The organism is Streptomyces sp. NPDC000941 (assembly GCF_053599555.1).
In genome coordinates, this window is record NZ_JBSFMM010000074.1 from 1 (window position 1) to 16,260 (window position 16,260).

At 71.1% G+C, this 16,260-nt stretch carries 16 protein-coding genes and 4 pseudogenes; 12 read left to right on the forward strand and 8 right to left on the reverse strand.

Annotated elements, in window-relative coordinates; translation table 11 throughout:
• A pseudogene (locus tag ACWDSL_RS23655) lies at positions 1 to 275 on the forward strand (ectoine/hydroxyectoine ABC transporter ATP-binding protein EhuA); the annotation flags it as partial.
• A 77-nt stretch (positions 276 to 352) separates the two neighbouring features.
• On the opposite strand, the gene ACWDSL_RS23660 reads toward ACWDSL_RS23655, so the two are convergent.
• Positions 353 to 1,141, reverse strand: coding sequence for a class I SAM-dependent methyltransferase (locus tag ACWDSL_RS23660; protein ID WP_450488445.1), 789 nt, complete (start codon positions 1,139 to 1,141; stop codon positions 353 to 355).
• Between the two features lie 88 nt (positions 1,142 to 1,229).
• Between ACWDSL_RS23660 and ACWDSL_RS23665 the strand changes: the two genes are divergently transcribed.
• On the forward strand, positions 1,230 to 1,913 hold the full coding sequence (locus ACWDSL_RS23665) for a CGNR zinc finger domain-containing protein (RefSeq protein WP_450488447.1): 684 nt from the start codon (positions 1,230 to 1,232) through the stop codon (positions 1,911 to 1,913).
• A 53-nt stretch (positions 1,914 to 1,966) separates the two neighbouring features.
• On the opposite strand, the pseudogene sodX reads toward ACWDSL_RS23665, so the two are convergent.
• Positions 1,967 to 2,317 (reverse strand): annotated as a pseudogene (gene sodX, locus ACWDSL_RS23670) (nickel-type superoxide dismutase maturation protease); the annotation flags it as partial.
• A 112-nt stretch (positions 2,318 to 2,429) separates the two neighbouring features.
• Between sodX and sodN the strand changes: the two are divergent.
• Positions 2,430 to 2,825 carry a superoxide dismutase, Ni gene (gene sodN / locus ACWDSL_RS23675; RefSeq protein WP_450488449.1) on the forward strand — a complete coding sequence of 132 codons (396 nt, stop codon included), beginning with the start codon at positions 2,430 to 2,432 and terminating at the stop codon, positions 2,823 to 2,825.
• Positions 2,826 to 2,939: 114 nt separating this feature from the next.
• On the opposite strand, the gene ACWDSL_RS23680 is transcribed toward sodN, so the two are convergent.
• From ACWDSL_RS23680 to ACWDSL_RS23690, 3 genes are all read right to left on the reverse strand, one after another.
• Complete coding sequence (locus ACWDSL_RS23680; RefSeq protein WP_450488451.1) at positions 2,940 to 3,254, reverse strand: helix-turn-helix domain-containing protein; 315 nt, start codon at positions 3,252 to 3,254, stop codon at positions 2,940 to 2,942.
• Positions 3,255 to 3,340: 86 nt separating this feature from the next.
• Positions 3,341 to 4,159, reverse strand: a complete 819-nt coding sequence (locus tag ACWDSL_RS23685; protein WP_450488453.1) for a class I SAM-dependent methyltransferase — start codon at positions 4,157 to 4,159, stop codon at positions 3,341 to 3,343.
• Positions 4,156 to 5,493, reverse strand: a complete 1,338-nt coding sequence (locus ACWDSL_RS23690; protein ID WP_450488455.1) for a helix-turn-helix domain-containing protein — start codon at positions 5,491 to 5,493, stop codon at positions 4,156 to 4,158. Before ACWDSL_RS23690 ends, ACWDSL_RS23685 begins: the two co-directional genes overlap by 4 nt.
• Before the next feature lie 104 nt (positions 5,494 to 5,597).
• Between ACWDSL_RS23690 and ACWDSL_RS23695 the strand changes: the two genes are divergently transcribed.
• The 6 genes and pseudogenes from ACWDSL_RS23695 (at position 5,598) to ACWDSL_RS23720 (ending at position 8,732) form a co-directional block, all read left to right on the forward strand.
• Positions 5,598 to 6,059 (forward strand): ATP-binding protein, encoded by a 462-nt coding sequence (locus ACWDSL_RS23695; RefSeq protein ID WP_450488457.1) that lies wholly within the window; start codon positions 5,598 to 5,600, stop codon positions 6,057 to 6,059.
• Positions 6,053 to 6,340, forward strand: a complete 288-nt coding sequence (locus tag ACWDSL_RS23700; RefSeq protein ID WP_450488459.1) for a hypothetical protein — start codon at positions 6,053 to 6,055, stop codon at positions 6,338 to 6,340. The genes ACWDSL_RS23695 and ACWDSL_RS23700 overlap by 7 nt, the downstream gene beginning before the upstream one ends.
• 28 nt (positions 6,341 to 6,368) lie before the next feature.
• Positions 6,369 to 7,484, forward strand: coding sequence for a hypothetical protein (locus ACWDSL_RS23705; RefSeq protein ID WP_450488461.1), 1,116 nt, complete (start codon positions 6,369 to 6,371; stop codon positions 7,482 to 7,484).
• Entirely contained in the window at positions 7,481 to 7,831 is a 351-nt protein-coding gene (locus tag ACWDSL_RS23710; protein ID WP_450488463.1) for an ASCH domain-containing protein, read from the forward strand. Before ACWDSL_RS23705 ends, ACWDSL_RS23710 begins: the two co-directional genes overlap by 4 nt.
• Before the next feature lie 77 nt (positions 7,832 to 7,908).
• Positions 7,909 to 8,198 (forward strand): annotated as a pseudogene (locus ACWDSL_RS23715) (hypothetical protein); the annotation flags it as partial.
• A 35-nt stretch (positions 8,199 to 8,233) separates the two neighbouring features.
• A pseudogene (locus ACWDSL_RS23720) lies at positions 8,234 to 8,732 on the forward strand (NUDIX domain-containing protein).
• Positions 8,733 to 8,834: 102 nt separating this feature from the next.
• Here the strand turns inward: ACWDSL_RS23720 and ACWDSL_RS23725 are convergent.
• Together ACWDSL_RS23725 and ACWDSL_RS23730 are read right to left on the reverse strand one after the other, a co-directional pair.
• A complete protein-coding gene (locus tag ACWDSL_RS23725) occupies positions 8,835 to 9,755 on the reverse strand; it encodes a nitroreductase/quinone reductase family protein (RefSeq protein ID WP_450488465.1) in 921 nt (306 codons plus the stop codon).
• 293 nt (positions 9,756 to 10,048) lie between these two features.
• Positions 10,049 to 11,440, reverse strand: a complete 1,392-nt coding sequence (locus ACWDSL_RS23730) for a pyridoxal phosphate-dependent decarboxylase family protein (RefSeq protein ID WP_450488467.1) — start codon at positions 11,438 to 11,440, stop codon at positions 10,049 to 10,051.
• Positions 11,441 to 11,592: 152 nt separating this feature from the next.
• Here ACWDSL_RS23730 and ACWDSL_RS23735 point away from each other — a divergent pair, with 152 nt between their 5' ends.
• The gene (locus tag ACWDSL_RS23735) at positions 11,593 to 11,925 is read left to right on the forward strand and encodes a hypothetical protein (protein WP_450488469.1); all 333 of its coding nucleotides are present in this window, start codon (positions 11,593 to 11,595) and stop codon (positions 11,923 to 11,925) included.
• Between the two features lie 172 nt (positions 11,926 to 12,097).
• Complete coding sequence (locus ACWDSL_RS23740; RefSeq protein WP_450488471.1) at positions 12,098 to 14,650, forward strand: SpoIIE family protein phosphatase; 2,553 nt, start codon at positions 12,098 to 12,100, stop codon at positions 14,648 to 14,650.
• A 47-nt stretch (positions 14,651 to 14,697) separates the two neighbouring features.
• On the opposite strand, the gene ACWDSL_RS23745 is transcribed toward ACWDSL_RS23740, so the two are convergent.
• Positions 14,698 to 15,171 carry a MarR family winged helix-turn-helix transcriptional regulator gene (locus ACWDSL_RS23745; RefSeq protein ID WP_450488473.1) on the reverse strand — a complete coding sequence of 158 codons (474 nt, stop codon included), beginning with the start codon at positions 15,169 to 15,171 and terminating at the stop codon, positions 14,698 to 14,700.
• A 102-nt stretch (positions 15,172 to 15,273) separates the two neighbouring features.
• Between ACWDSL_RS23745 and ACWDSL_RS23750 the strand changes: the two genes are divergently transcribed.
• Positions 15,274 to 16,245 (forward strand): quinone oxidoreductase family protein, encoded by a 972-nt coding sequence (locus ACWDSL_RS23750; protein WP_450488475.1) that lies wholly within the window; start codon positions 15,274 to 15,276, stop codon positions 16,243 to 16,245.
• Positions 16,246 to 16,260: the final 15 nt, after the last annotated feature.

The following is a 16,260-nucleotide window of genomic DNA, read 5'->3' on the forward strand; positions in this document are numbered from 1 at the left end:
CGCTGGCCATGGAGCCGAAGCTGATGCTCTTCGACGAGCCCACCTCGGCGCTCGACCCGGAGCTGGTCGGCGATGTGCTGGATGTGATGCGCGGGCTGGCGGAGGACGGGATGACCATGATCGTGGTGACCCACGAGATGGGCTTCGCCCGCGAGGTCGGGGACTCCATCGTGTTCATGGACGACGGGGTGGTCGTGGAGTCCGGGCATCCGCGCGAAGTGCTGACCAATCCGCGGCACGAGCGGACGAAGTCGTTCCTGTCGAAGGTTCTGTAGAGCTGTTCGGCAGCGCACGACGGGCGGTACGGCCCGAACCCGGCCCGTACCGCCCGTGCCCGCTTGAGCTCCTTGAACTACTTCAGCGCGAGCACCATCGCGTCCGACGGGGAGCACCACACGGCCCGCGCCTCGCCGAACCCGACCTCGCGCAGCGCTTCCGCATGCCAGCCGACGGGCTGGAACGCCTCGGCCACACCGCTCGCGTGGTCGGGCCCGTCGGCCGGGTTGCCGAAGATCTTGAACCGCTCGGCGACGGGCGCGCCGAGCGCCGGATCCCCGGCCGCCGCCTGCCACCACGCCGCCCAGTCCTGCACGCCCTCGGCCCTGGCCCGCTCCCGCCGGGCGTCCTCGAACGCGCGCACCCCGGCGTCGATCCGCGGCGTGCCCTCCCCCGGCATATGGTCGGCGTTGAGGAACACCCCGCCGTCCCGCACCACCCCGGCCAGCTGCCCGTACAGCACCCGCAGCGCGTCGCTGTCCAACCAGTGGAGCGCGGTGGCGGTGAGTACGGCGTCGTACGAACGGTGCGGCAGCTCGTCCGTCCACTTCGGGTCGCGCAGATCCGCCGTGATGAACCGGACCCGGTGGTCCGCCGCGAAGTGGCCGCGCGCGATGGTCAGCAGCGCCGGGTCCAGATCCACGCCCGTGCTGGTGGCGCGGGGGAATCTGCGCACCGCCCGGTCGGTGATGCTGCCCGTACCGCAGGCCAGGTCCAGGATTCTGGGCTCCGGGCCGACCAGCGCCTCCACCGCGTCCAGCATCACCCGGAACCGCTCCTCGCGGTCGGGGAGGTACCACTCCTGCTGTCGATCCCAGCTCTGCTGCCATGCCCGCCAGTGCGGCGCGGCGACGGTGTCCACCATCGAACGCTCTCCCCGTCCCTCGGTCGTAATACCCTCGTACCTAGATCAGCCATTACCGACCCTAGCCCCGCCCTCGTAAGGACCACAAGTGGAACTGGCTTATTACTCGGATCTCGCCGTGCGCCTGGTCAACAGCGAGGAGCCCGCCCGCGGCACCGACACCCTCACCTCGGTCGAGGCCGTACGCGAGCTCTTCGGGGTGAGCCAGCAGGCGGCGCGGCGCGCCACCGACGCCGATGTCACCCGGCTGAGATCAGTGCGCGCCCGGCTGCGCGCCGTCTTCGAGGCGGCGGCGGGCGGGGACGAGGTGCTGGCCGTGGACCTGCTGAACGCGCTGCTGATCGAGTTCCCGGTCAGCCCGCAGATCTCCGGGCATGAGCACCGGGACGAGGACGGCCGCCCCGACTGGCATATGCACATCGCCGACTACGCGGCCAACGCGGGTGCCGGCTATGCCGCGACCGCCTCCATGGGGCTCGCCTTCCACCTCACCGAGCTGGGCGTCGACCGCCTCGGCATCTGCGAGGCCACACCCTGCCGCAACGCCTATCTCGACACATCGACAAATCGGTCCCGGCGCTACTGCTCGGACCGCTGCGCCACCCGCGCCAACGTCGCCGCCTACCGCGCCCGCAAACGCCTCGACGCCGAGCGCTCCGACAGCGCCCCACGCCAGCCCGACAACGACCGCGCAGCCCCCAGCGGCCGCAGCACCCGCACCGGCCGCACCGCGGACAGCGCCCACGACAGCATCCCGGTCAGCGACCGCTGACCGGACCCCGCGGCCGGCCGCGGCCGCAACCGCAGCCAGGCCCGGGCCACCACCAGATCGTCCGGCACCACGCCGAACTCCCGGCTGTCGTTCTCCACGTACGGGTTGTCCCCCATGACCCACCAGCCGCCGTCGCGCCGCTCCACCGCGCGCTTGACGATCAGCAGGTCCTGGCGGAACGGATGCCGCAGCACGACCACATCGCCCGCGCGGACGGCCGCGCCGTACCGGACGACCAACCGGTCACCGGGGTTCAGCGTCGGCACCATCGACGGGTTGTACACCTCGGCGAGCCCGATCCGCAGCAGCCCACCGCGCTCGCGGTCCTGCTCCTGCCCGCGATCGTGCAGCTGCTCTCGCATCACGGCACCTCCGGTCACGTACACATTCAGCATCCCAGGCATCTCAGACTGCCACTGGACTTTTGACCTAAGCCCCCCGGGGCACCCGAGAAAAGCCTTCCCCCACGGAGTAATCTCGCACCTGAGAAGACGATCACTTAGGAAGGACAGCAGTATGCTCTCCCGCCTGTTCGCCCCGAAGGTCAAGGTCAGCGCCCACTGCGACCTGCCCTGCGGCGTGTACGACCCGGCCCAGGCCCGTATCGAGGCCGAGTCCGTCAAGGCCGTCCAGGAGAAGTACCAGGCCAACGAGGACCCGCACTTCCGGGCTCGCGCCACCGTCATCAAGGAGCAGCGCGCGGAGCTCGCCAAGCACCACATCTCGGTGCTGTGGAGCGACTACTTCAAGCCGCCGCACTTCGAGAAGTACCCGGAGCTGCACCAGCTGGTCAACGACACCCTCAAGGCCCTCAGCGCCGCCAAGGCCTCCACGGACCCGGCGACGGGCCAGAAGGCTCTGGACTACATCGCCCAGATCGACAAGATCTTCTGGGAGACCAAGAAGGCCTGATCTTCGATCATGCCGCCTGACCTGCGATTCCTTTGGTCGCCTGGTCTACCTGTCCGCACCCGGTCCGCAGGCCGCCGAACACGGCGTCCATGACGGTCCGGGTGCGCGTCGGGGTCACGCGGCGTGCGGGGTGAAGGTGACGCGGGAGTCACCCTCGTCGATAGCGACGTTCAACGAGCCGTCCAGGGCCTTCGCCAGGCGCCGCAGCAGCGGCAGCGTGGGCACGGTGTCGCCACCCTCCATCCGGGAGACCTGAGGCTGTGTCATCCCGGCCCGCTCGGCCTGGGACAGTCCGAGCTCGATCCGACGGTCGTAGACCGCCTGCCCGAGATCGCCGGCCAACCGCGCGTCGACGTACTCCTGGTCGTACTCCACCGCCTCACCGGCAAGCTGCCGGGCCCGTCGCGTCCTCCACGTGCTGTGATTCATCAGCTCTCCTTGCGCCGATCGTAGGTGTGCTGAGCACGGCCGTGCTCAGCCGCCGCATGGCCGTGCCGACCTGCTCTCTCGTGCTGTCAGCGGTGGCAAACGAGGATGCCGCCGAGGCAGGTGATCTCGAAGGCCCCATGCCGGGCGATGTGCTCGGCCAGGATGGTGCGAGCACGCTCGACGGTCGCCTGGAACGGCACATCGTGCTGGTCCGCCCATGCCTGGTACGAGGCCATGTGCGCCACTACCGGCTCGGGGGCACGGACAGTGAGCCTGCCGGGCAGCTCGATCGTCTCAATGCAGCCGAACTCTTCGCCCAGCAAGGCGGGTGCCTTCTCCAGGGAGAATCGGGCACTGAGCGAGATACGCGCAGGGCCTCGCTCAGTGCCAAGGACGTCGCCGGCGGCCCGCTGCCACAAGTCGTTGAGTTCGGCCTTGTCTCGGTCGCTGTTGGTCGAGGCGACCACCAGCCCGTCACGGCTCACAACACGGGACAGCTCCTTGACCGCCTCGGCGATGTCCGGGACGTGGTAGAGCATGTGCAGCGCCAAGGCCGCATCCATGCTCGCAGATGCCAGCGGCAGGCGGGTGGCATCCGCTACGGCGGCCGGACCGGGGACACCGGCGAGGATTCCCGGGGCGATGTCCAAGCCCAGCACGACCAGGTCCGGCCGATCCTGCCGAAGCCGCCGGACGAACTTGCCGTTGCCGCAGCCGACATCGACCACACGCCCGCGCACACCGCTCAGATGCTGGGCGACGATGCCGGGCAGATCGTAGCGGGGCGTCTGCCACTGGTAGAGCGACTGGCGCGCGGCGAGGTCCCGGTCGCTCTTGTAGGCCCTTCCGGCGAGGCGGCCCCGGTCGGTGACAGCGGCGTCGTGTGCGGCGGGCAGGTCGGTCACGTCGGCAACTCCGGTGAGTGGGCGGCAGGTGAGCCCGCGAGGACGGCCGTGTGCTGGAGTCGTGCGCGCAGTTGTGCCGCCTGCGCGGCTCCACCGTACTGCGGCCCATCCAGCTCCCGGCCGAGCGCGCTGAGCCGCCGCACGATGCTGGCCGACATGCGCTCCGGCGGGGAATCGAGGACGAAGCCGAGCATCGCCTCGGTGCCATCCAGGTCGCCCAGGAGCAGGTGGCCGCGGGCGAGGTCGACATGGGCGGCGAACAGGTCGCCGACGGACTGGTCGGCGAGCTCCGCGCCTCGGTAGAGCCGGATCGCGGTGTCCGCGCTGGTGATGGCCTGCCGGACGTGGTCGCGTCCGCCGACCGCCAGGTGGGTGGTTCCGGCGTACGCGAACTGCTTGGCAGCCGGGAAGGCGAAGACCCCCGGCACCTCGTCGTGGCCGGCCATCGCCTGACGGGAGCGCTCGGCGTCCACCAAGGCCGCCACCGCGCCCGCCCGGTCTCCGACTATGGCCAGCGCCCGCGCCTCCAGGCTCGCCAACCGAGCCCCGATGCTGCCGCCCGCCCGATGCTGTCGACCCGCCTGCGCCAGCCGCGCCGCCTGCTCGTACCGCCCTGTCCAGTAGGCGATCAGGGACTCCACAGCCCGTACCCAGGCGAGCATCCCCTCGTGGCCGGCCGCCTCGGCGCACGCCCGGGCCGTGCGGACGTGCGTGGCCGCGGAGTCGTAGTTGCCCAGGTCCAGACAGACATGCGCGGACAGTCCGCACAGCCGTGAGGCCGCAACGTACAGGTCGGCGGTCTGTTGGGGGCGCTGGCGGCCGCGCAGCAGCTCGAACGCCCCGTTCCGCAGCCGCTTGATCTCAACGTACAGCTCCAGAAGCGGGTGGCTGACGTAGGCGCGGGCAAGCTGGGCAACGTCGGCCTCCAGCTGCTCGACGACGAATTCGTCGGCGTTGCGCTGCGCGATGAACCGGGCGAAGTCGGCGGACACCACCGCATCCGCCGACACCGCGCTCGCCACAGGGCATGGGTGCGCCTGCGGCCATGCGCACGGCTCCAGCGGCCTCCCCGTCGCACCGTCGACGTCCCGGCGGCTCTTGCTGAACGCCACGGCCTGGTCGAGCACCGCGACATCGAGGCCGAAGACCTTCGCCAGGTATCCGCGTGTATACGGAACCGGGATGCGCGCCTCGCGCTCATAGCGCCCGATCTCCTTGCCGGTCTTGGTGGAGCGCCCCTCCAGGGCGTTGTACTCATCAGCCACCCGCTGCTGGCTCCAGCCACGAGCGGTTCGCAGCCGCGCGAGCAGCGTGCCAATCCCCGTGTCGCCCATCCCGTCTCCCCTGAGCACACGAACCCTGGCCCCCATAGTGGCCCCCAGAACGGCCCCCACGGTGGCTCCCGACCCAAACGAGCGACAGCGGTTGGCTGTTGACCATGCCCAGCAGAATGCCTGACGAGCCGGAAACCCCCACACCGGACCGCGCTCCCGGCGGCGCTGTCGAGCACCGTTCGATGCGCTTCGCCCGGCGAGACCGCACCGCCCACGCCGCCCGCGGATTCGTCGCCGAGACCCTTACCCAGTGGGGGCGGACCGAACGCTTTGACGACATCCGGCTGTGCACCTCCGAACTCGCAACCAATGCGGTGCTCCACGGAGCCCCCGAGGACGGGCTGGTTCTTGTACGCGTAGAGCTGCACGACACCCTGCTGCGCCTCGAAGTGCACGACAACGGTGACGGCACGCCCACTCAGCGGGAACCACGAGACACCGCCGACGACGGTCGTGGCCTGCTGCTCGTCTCCGCCGTCGCCGACAGCTGGGGCGTGGAGCAACAGCAGGGCCCCGGCAAGTGCGTCTGGGCCACCTTCCATCACAGCGCGGTGCCCGCATGCTGACGCCCGCCCGCACCGAACCTTCCATGCTGTCCGCCGGGCTGATCGCGTCTCTGGCCACCGCCACCTGGTTGGACACCGACCCAGCCGGCGCCACCCTGTGCTGCCTGCTGCTGGTGCCCCAACCAAACCGCGTCCACCACGAGGCACCAGCCGTCATCGAGCAACGCATGCTCGGCCTGGACCCGCTCTCCCGCAGCGCCACTCCGGCCGAGATCGACAGCTACCTCGACCTCGGCACCCTCCGCCAACGTCTCCTCTTCGGCCACACCCGAACCGAATGAACCGCAACTCACCCCAGGGGGTCATCCCGTGACAAATCACCCAGTCTCACCGAACACCGTCCTCGCCAACGCCCTCCATCGGGCCGAGGACGTTCTGACCCCGCGTATCCTGGCCGCCCCGCCCGAGCGAATCGTTCTGGTCGTCGGCAGCCAGATCAACGGCGCTCCGCACATCGGCACCTCACTCGTCCAGTCCCTGGCTTTCGCCATGGCCGCCCGCCTACGCGACCGCTTCGGCCTGCCCACCGAGGTCCTTTTCAGCGCCCTGGACAACGCTCCCTACGAGCTGGCCACCGACCCCGCAACCGGCCACCGCTACCAGCGTGCCTACGCCCAGGCCCTCGGAGACCAGGCTCTCGGAGACCTCGTCTCAGCCCTCTACCAACCCCTGTTCACCGCGCTGTCACGACGCCTGGGCATCCCCTTCCGGGTCGAGACCTACACCCAGCAGCAGGCTGGCGAGCACTTCCGCCGCACCTGGCTGCGATTCCTGCCCCGCCTGGACGCAGCCCGCTGGTGGCTCGCACCGTCCACCGGCAGCCCGCACCTGCGCGTCCCCTGCCCGCACCCCGCCTGCGGCTGGGCCGAGAAACACGCTGAACGTACCCGCGTCCACCCCACCGACCGCGAGGCCGCGCAGGTGGCTGCCGTCTGCCTCCACCACGGTCCCTACCGGGCCACCATCACCCCGGCCGGGGGCGCCTACCTGGACCTGGCCACGCTGTACCGCAACATGGTCAAGGAACTCGCCCTGTCCGGCCCCCAAGGCACCTTGCACATCATGGTCAAAGGCGGCGACTGGGTCTTCGGCTCCCAGCTGGTCGACGAGGCCCTCCAGGCAGTCGGCCTTACCCGCGCCCAACTCCCCGCCCGCCTGTTCTGCCCACAGATCGTCACCGACACTGGCGCCAAACTGTCCAAGTCGCTGATCCGCGAAGGCCATACACCGTTACCCGAGGGTGCCGCCGACTGGATGCTCGACACCCGGCAGTGGCCCGGCACCATCACGGACCATGCCGAGCAACTGCTCGCCATGACCGATACCTTGTTGTCCGACCCCCGGCACTTCTTCCGCGCGTACTCGGCCACCGAGATCGGCCGCATGATGACCGCACCAGCCACCAGGAGCGTTCACGCCCCATGACCGACACGACCGCCCGCGTGCGCGAGCTCAACCTCTACCGCCAGTACTTCGACCTCGTCGCCGCGGGCACCAAGACCATCGAGGTGCGGGTGAAGCACCCGCACCTCGCCAACCTGGCAGCGGGCGACATCGTCCGCTTCCGTATCAAGGGCACCGAGGAAACCTGCGACGTAAAGGTCAAGCGAGTCACCGAGTACCCCGACTTCGAATCCCTGCTCGACGGCGAGGGGCCGGCCAACGTCAACCCGACCGCCACCCGCGAACAGCAGCTCACCAATATCCGTGCCATCTACTTGCCCGAGAAGGAAGCGCTCGGCGCCCTCGCCATCGAAATCACTCGCGTGTGACCTCTCAGCTGTGACGGTTCTTCCGGCTGCTGGGCTTCGCGAGCAGGGACGGATTCAGTGCTGCACTCTCGGCTGGACAAGGGGCCCTCAGCCGCGGTCTTGGCCACGTGGACGGCCAGACCGAGGCGCTGCTCCACATCATCCACGCCCGCACCTTCGCCGACCTTGGCGATAGCGTCGCCGCCCAGGCCCGAGCCGATGAGGCCGTCGCCGACTGGTCCCAGTCCCTGACTTTGATGGAGGGGATGACTTCCGACCGCACCCGCAAGGCCATCACATCGCTGCGCTCCACCCTCTTGATCTCCAGCGCCGCAAAGTGCCCGGAGCCGCCGAACTCGCCCGCCGCGCACGCGAAGCGCCGGCCTAAGCTGCCACCATCCGGCCGACGAAGGGACACCTGCCGTGGCTCAGCGGACAACCGACGACCGGCCCAGAGCCCTGCCCGCCCGCCCTCGAATCCATGACCCTGCTGGTCGCCGCCGTTATCGTCCACGATAAGGCCACCAACCGCGTCGTCCTCCTCCAGCGCAGCCGGAACGCCAAGTTCGCCCAGGGCATGTGGGACCTTCCCGTAGGCAAGAGTGAGCCCGGTGAGCCGATCACCGAAACCGCGGTGCGCGAGCTGCACGAAGAGACCGGCCTGACAGTGAAGCCGGAATCGTTGAAGGTCGCCCACATCATCCATGGGTCCTGGGGAGTCGAAGCGCCCAACGGCTTCCTCACCGTCGTCTTCGCCGCCCACGAATGGACCGGCGAGCCCGAGAACCGCGAGCCACGCAAGCATGCCCAGGTCTGCTGGGTCGACGCCGACGCGGTCCCCCAGGAGTTCGTGGAGACCACCGCCAGCGCCCTTCGCCGGTACCTCGTCGGCGACCCGGGGATCTCCCTCAACGGCTGGTGAAAGAGACGTTGATGCGACTCGACCGGTTGGTGGCCCGTCTTTTGGCCTACGACTCGATCCTGGGCCGCTTCCCCGGTGTCCCGTGGGGCGAGCTGCCGACCGTCATCCGGCCTGCTGTGCGGGCGGCTTCGGTGGGAAGGGGATCTGTGCCAGGGCCGGGAGCAGCCACTTCTCCTCGTCGTCCAGGTGCCGGGTCAGTTCCTCGCTGATCCGGTCCAGGTCTGCCCGGAAGCGTACGGGGTCGGCGGTGGCGATGTCGGCGAGCAGGGTGAGCAGGCGGTCCTTGAGGCGGGCGAGGGTGTGGTGCTGGTCGCGGAGGTGTTCCAGGGGTTCGCGGAGCTGGGGGTGGTGGGTCGCGAGGGCGGGGAAGACATGGTCGTCCTCGCCGGTGTGGTGGTGCGTCAGGCCCTCGCAGAAGGCCAGGCAGTGCTGGCGGATCTGCAGGCCGAGCCCGGGCGGCGGGGGTTCCCCCGGGCCCTGGTGGGCGGCGCGGGCGGCGAGGTGGGCGTCGGCCTCGTCGCGTATGTGGCGCAGCTGGCCGCGCAGCCAGGTGTGGATCTGCACGAACTTGTCGGCGAGGGTCCTGACCTCGCCGGGCGCCTCCCCCGCTGCGTGGTCGGGGCGCTCCAGCGCCACGACCGGCAGCGTGCGGGCAGTACGGCTCTGGTAGTCGCCGTATCCGGGCGCCGCCCGCACCACCCGCTCGAAGAGCTCGTCGCGCCGCGTTCCCTCGGCGGGGACCGCGATCGCCTCGTACGCCTCGGTGCCCACCTCCACCCGCACCACGGGGTGGGCGAGGAGGTTGTGGTACCAGGCGGGATGGCGGGACGCGCCGAGGTTGGACGCGACGACGAGGTGCAGGTCGCCGTCGCGGACGTAGCCGAGCGGAACGGTGTGGGGCTCCCCCGACTTCGCTCCGGTGGTGGTGAGCAGGAGGAGGTCGCCGCCTTCGAAGGGGCCACCGACCTTTCCTCCGTTTGCTCGGAACTCCTCGATGATCTGCTGATTGAAGGACTTGGGCATGCGGTGTCGACTCTCCAGAAAAGGCCAGAAAGGGTGCGGAGGCGCGCGGCCCTCGTCCGGAGGCCCCGAGATCTGAAGATCCGGAGATGGACGTGGATGTGTTCAGCCGACGAACAGAAATGGCGGACGGGGCCCGACGCGCGATGGCTCTCGGGTCAGATGCGAGGCGCGGAGTATGAACTCATGGCGTGGCCCCTTCATGATGGTGCTCGCCCAGCTGCCGACCGGCCCACTGCTCTTTGGTCGACGCCACGTGGCACCGTGCGCTATTACAGTCAGGCGGTCATCCCCTGTCAACTTGCGTCCGCGCCTCGGGTCGCCTCCGCGAGGCGCCGGGCGATGCGGCGTACATCGGCCCCGGTGGTGCGCCAGTTGCTGAAGGCCGCGCGCAGCGCGGGGACGCCCGCGTAGACCGTCGGGGTGAGGAAGACCTCGTCGGCCAGCGACTCGGCGAAGGCGGCGAGCCGGTCGGGGGTCGGGTCCTCGGCCAGGGTGAAGCAGACGACGTTGAGCCGGACGGGCGCGAGGAGCCGTAGCCCCAAAGTGGCGTCGACGGCCTCGCCCAGGGCGTGGGCGCAGTCCGTGCAGCGCTCGACGATGTCGCGGTGCCCGTCCCGGCCGTAGGCCCGCAGCGTGAACCAGGCGGCGAGGGCGCGCAGGCGACGGGAGTTCTCGGGGGTGAGGTGGACGAGGTCGGGGGTCGCGCCGAGCGGGCCGAGGTAGGCGGCCGCGTTCTGGAAGACCCGGGCCTGCAGATCGCGGCGGCGGGTGAACTGGACGGCGCTGTCGTACGGCACGTTCAGCCACTTGTGCAGGTCCACGCAGACCGAGTCGGCCGCGTCCAGGCCGGCGACGAGGTGGGCGTGGCGTGGGCTGAGCGCGGCGAAGGCGCCGAAGGCGGCGTCCACGTGGAGCCAGAAGTCGTGGCGCTCCTTCAGGGCGGCGACGGCGCGCAGGTCGTCGAAGTCGACGGTGTTGACCGTGCCCGCGTTCGCGACGACCACGCACGGGCCGTCCGCCCGCTCCAGCGCCTCCTCCAGCGCGGCCGGGTCGACCGCCTCCCGCCCGGGCAGGGTCGCCACCGGGACCAGCGCGGCACGGCCCATGCCGAGCATGGACAGGGCCTTGGCGACGCTGGAGTGCGGGCTGCCGGACAGCACGCGTACCGGCCCCAGGGCCGCCGCCCCGGCCTCGGCGACCGAGACGCCCCGGCGTTCCCCCAGCCACTCGCGGGCGATCGCCAGGCCGACCGTGTTGGACATCGTGGCGCCGCTGACGAACGCGCCCTCGTGGGCCGCGCCGAGGCCGAACAACTCACGCAGCCAGCCGACCGTCTGACGTTCCAGGTGCTGCCCGGTGCCGTCCAGCGACGAGTTGGAGTTCTGGTCCAGGGCCGCGGTCAGCCAGTCCCCGGCCAGTGCGGCCGGTGTGGTGCCGCCGGTGACGAACCCGAGGTAGCGCGGCCCGGGGCTCGCTCCGAAGGCCGGCTCCCAGCGTTCGGCGAACTCTGCCAGCGCGGCCCGCAGCCCGGCCCCCTCTGCCGGCAGCGGTACGGGCTCGGGCGGCCGTACGGAGGGGACGACCGGCCGCTCCTCCAGCCCGTCGAGCACACCTGTGGCGAGCAGCCGGGTGGCCTCCAGGGCGGCGGGCAGATCGGCCAGGTCTTGGGCCAGTCCAGGGTGCATATCGGTTCCGTGCTCCGTTTCGATGAGGGTTCGATGGGGGTCGGGGCGAGCCTAGGCAGGGGGTGGTCTCGAAGCCTGGTCCAATCGTGGAAAACTGGACCAGTGACCGACGTCCGTATCGGCGCCGAGCAGTTGGTCTCAGTGGTGGGTGAGTGGCGCAGGCCCGGCACCCGCTGGTCGCCGCGCTGGCCGAGGCCGTACGGGAGGCCGTGCTGGACGGCCGGCTGCGCACCGGCGGCAGGCTGCCCGCCGAACGCGGCTTCGCCGCCGAGCGGGCGGACCCCGTGCTGGCCCAGGACGGGGAGCCGGGGCCGGGGCTGCCCGAGCTGCGGTCGCTGATCGCCCGGCGTCACACGGACGAGGGGCTGCCCACCCGCCCCGAGCAGATCCTGGTCACCTCGGGCGCCCGCGCCGCCCTGGCGCTGCTCGTCGCGCATCTGCGCCCGCGCGTCGCGGCCGTCCTGGACGCGGCGTATGGGCCCTGACGGAGGCGCGTACGGGCCCTGACGGAGGCGCGTTCGCCACGTCCTGACGAGGGGGCCGCCCCGGTTGATGTGGGGACGGATCTGCACGACGCTGGATCTGCGCGCCCTGGTGACCGTGACCTCCCACCTCGGAGGCCGGGGCCAGGCGTGCTGAAGGTGGGACAGATCGACGATGACGGGCCACAAGATCTCCCTTCCCTTTGGCGACGGGCTCGGCGGCAGGCCGTACGACCCGCTCGACGAGGCGGCCACGGCCAGGGCCACGATCAGCGCTGACGCCATCGTGACCAGCTGGAACGAGGGCGCCCGGCGGCTGCTCGGCCACCTTCCCGCGGAGGTGGTGGGGCGGCGGGCCGCCGCGCTGCTCGCCGAGGAGGTCTCCCCCGCCGACGTACGGACCGTCGCGGCCCTCCCCCGCTGGAGCGGAACGCTGACCCTGCGCCACCGCGACGGCCGCCCCGTACGCGTCAGGCTGCTGGCCCACCGCGGCGAGCCGGCCGCCGACGGGCCGGGCGACTGGCTGCTGGTCTCCCCGCTCCCGGGGCCCGAGGGCGGCACCCGAGACGCCGAAGAGGAGGGGGCGGAAACGGCGGACGAGACTCTGCTGGCGCTCGCCTCGCAGCAGTCCCCCTGCCCGGTGGCGATCTACGACAGGATGCTGCGACTGCGCAGGATCAACGATCAGATGGCCGAGGTCATCGGCCTGCCCGAGAACGAGATCCGCGGCCTGCGGCTCTCGGAGATCGGCGGAATGCTGGAGAGCGAAGAGCTCGAACGGCACATGGCCGAGGTGCTGCGCACCGGGGAGCGGCGCGATGTGGAGACGTTCCGCCGCGTCGGCGAAGAGGCCCACGCCCACGCCTGGTCCGCCCGCCTCGCCCCGGTCAAGGCGCCGGACGGCGAGGTGCGTGGCATCTGTCTGGCCGCCCACGACATCACCGAGCAGTACCTCGCCCGGCAGCGGCTGCTGCTGCTCAGCGAGTCCAGCGTGCGCATCGGCACCACGCTCGACATCACCCGGACCGCGCAGGAGCTGGCCGACGTGGGCGTTCCCGGCCTGGCCGACTTCGTCAGCGTCGACCTGCTGGAGCGGCTCGACCCGGGCGAGGGGGCCGAGGGGGCCGAGGCGTTCGCCGAACCGCCGCCCGGCCCGCCGGCCGGCCCGGTGGTGCTGCGCCGGGTCGCCCGTCAGTCCGTCTTCTCCGGCGCCCCGGAGGCCGTGATCAAGCTGGGGCAGGTGGGCACCTATCCGGAGTTCTCCCCACAGGCCAGGTCCCTGGCGGTGGGCCGTCCCAGCATCCATCGCGTGACCGACCCCGTCTTCAGGCGCTGGACGGCCGAGAGCCCCGCCCTCGCCGCCATGCTGCGCACCTACGGCCTCCACTCGATGATGTCGGTGCCCATCCGGGCCCGCGGGGTCACCCTCGGAGTGGCCACCTTCTCCCGGCACACCCGGCCCGATCCGTTCACCCACGACGATGTGCTGCTCGCGGAGGAGATCACCACCCGGGCCGCCGTCTGCCTGGACAACGCGCGCCGCTTCACCCGGGAGCGCGACACCGCCCTGGCGCTGCAGCGCAGCCTGCTGCCCCAGACGCTGCCCAGGCCCACGGCGCTGGACGTCGCCTTCCGCTACCAGCCCGCCGGGCCGTACGCCGGGGTGGGCGGCGACTGGTTCGATGTGATCCCGCTGTCCGGGGCGCGGGTCGCGCTGGTCGTCGGCGATGTGGTCGGCCACGGCATCCAGGCCTCGGCCACGATGGGCCGGCTGCGTACGGCGGTCCGCACCCTGGCCGACGTCGACCTGCCGCCCGACGAACTGCTCACCCACCTCGACGACCTCGTCATCCACCTGTCCCCAGAGGGCGCCGGGTCCACGCCCACCGGGGGCGTCATGCCCACTGGGGGCGTCGCGCCCACCGAGGACATGGCACCCGCCGGGGACGTCGGGGCCACCTGCCTGTACGCGTTGTACGACCCGGTCGCCCGCCGCTGCGCGCTCGCCCGCGCGGGCCATCCGCCGCCGGTCCTGGTGGCCCCCGACGGCACGGTGAGCCCCGTCCAGGTGCCGGCCGGGCCGCCGCTGGGCGTCGGCGGGCTGCCCTTCGAGGCGGTCGAGTTCGAGATGCCCGAGGGCGCGGTGCTGGCCCTCTACACCGACGGCCTGATCGGCGGCCGGGGCCGCGACCTCGACGAAGGGCTCACCGCCCTCACCGGGGCGCTGACCGGCCTCTCCACCTCCCTGGAGGCCGGATGCGACAGGGTGCTGCGCACGCTGCTCCCCGAGCAGGGCGCCCCCGACGACGTCGCCCTCCTCCTGGCCCGCACCCGCGGCCTGGACGCCTCGCGCGTGGCGACCTGGGACGTGCCCGACGACCCGGCCCTCGTGGCCCGGGCCCGCCGAGACGTGACGGACCAGCTGATGACCTGGGGTCTCGAGGAGGCCGTCTTCACCACCGAACTGGTCGTCAGCGAGCTGGTCACCAACGCCATGCGGCACGCCACCGCGCCCATCCAGCTGCGCCTCATCTACGACCACACCCTGATCTGCGAGGTCTCCGACGGCAGCAACACCGCCCCGCATCTGCGCCGCGCCCGCGTCTTCGACGAGGGCGGGCGCGGGCTGCTGCTGGTCGCCCAGCTCAGCCTGCGCTGGGGCAGCCGGCACTCGGCCACCGGGAAGACGATCTGGGCGGAGCAGGCGCTGCCGTCGACCGAGTCATGACAGCGCAGCCGCGTCATGACGGCGCAGCCGCGTCGTACGAAGCCGGATCAGCCGCCCTGGCGCGTGGCGCGGGCTTCGGCCTGAGGGGTCTGCTGGACGAGCACCGTGGTGGCGCGCTCCAAGAGGTCGCACAGCGTGGCGTGCTCGTCCGGGGTGAAGGCGTCGGTGAGGGCGCGTTCGAGCACGATCACCTCACCGTAGGCACCCTCGAGCACTTCACGGCCCTGATCGGTCAAGGCGGCGAGCAGCACCTTGGCGTGCACGGATGACGGCCGGCGGGCGATGAGCTGCTTTCTTTGCAGACCGGTCAGGACGGAGGCCATGGTCTGCTGGGTGACCCCGGCGGCGCGGGCGAGTTGCGCGCCGGACATGTCCTCCTGGCGCGACAGCGCGAGCAGGACCGTGTACTGCGTCATGGTGAGGCCGTAGCCGCGCAGGACCGCCTCATGGTGGGCCATCAGGGCCTGTTCGGTGCGGCGGATGCGCGTGCACAGGTACTCCTCGGCCGGGATCTCGGTCACGTCGCCCTCCATCTTTCACAGGACTCTTGGTTGACTCAGGTAGCTGATACTCGTTAGCGTCTTCCGTATCAGGATACTGATTCACCTCAGGGAGCAGTGACCATGAAGGCTGTCGTCCTGGACACCGACGACCGATTCCACCTCACCGATATCGACCAGCCCACTCCTGGTCCTGGCGAGGTCGCGATCCGCGTTCAGTACGCGGGAATCCAGTGGGGCGATGTCCTCCTGCGCGGCGGCCACTTCCCCGTGCCGCGACCGTTCGTACCCGGCTTCGAGGCGGCCGGGCACATCGTCGCCGTCGGCGAGGGCGTCGACGAAGACCGCCTGGGGCAGCAGGTGACGGCGCTGACCAGCGGCGGGGCCTACGCCGAGGTGGTGGTGGCGCCCGCCGCGCTCACCTTCGACACCTTCGGCACGGACCTGCGGACCGCCGCCGGGTGCGGCTGGGCCGCCCCCACCGCCTACGACCTGATCAACACCGTTGGCCGGGTGCGTCCCGGTGAGAGCGTCCTCATCCATGCGGCGGCCGGCGGCGTCGGCAGCCTTGCCGCCCAGGTCGCCAGAACCGCCGGCGCCGGCCGCATCGTCGGCGTCGTCAAAGACGCCCAACGCGCCGCTTACGCCGCCCGATTCGGCTATGACCAGCTGATCACGCGTGAGGAGTTCACCCAGGAGTTCACCGACGCCCCCGACGCCCCCGACCAGGAGCTGTTCGACGTGATCCTGGATCCCGTCGGCGGGCCGGTACGCGAGACCAACCTGCGGCGCCTCGCACCGCACGGCCGGCTGGCGATCTACGGCAACCTCGCCACCTTCGAAACCGTCGCGCTCAGCGCCAACGATCTGCTGCTGAGCGGCAAGTCCGCGCTGACGTACAACAGCAACCTGCTCAGCCGGACCCACCCCGACCGCCTGGCCGAAAGCGCCCGGGAGGCGCTTCAGTTGGTGGCCGCCGGGCGAATCCGTCCGGATGTCACCGCCGAGTACGAGCTGGCCGACCTCGCCGAGGCCGTACAGCGCCTGGCCGATGGAGCCACCCACGGCAAGAGCGTCCTGCGCATCGCCGCCTGAGCACCTGAGCCGGAC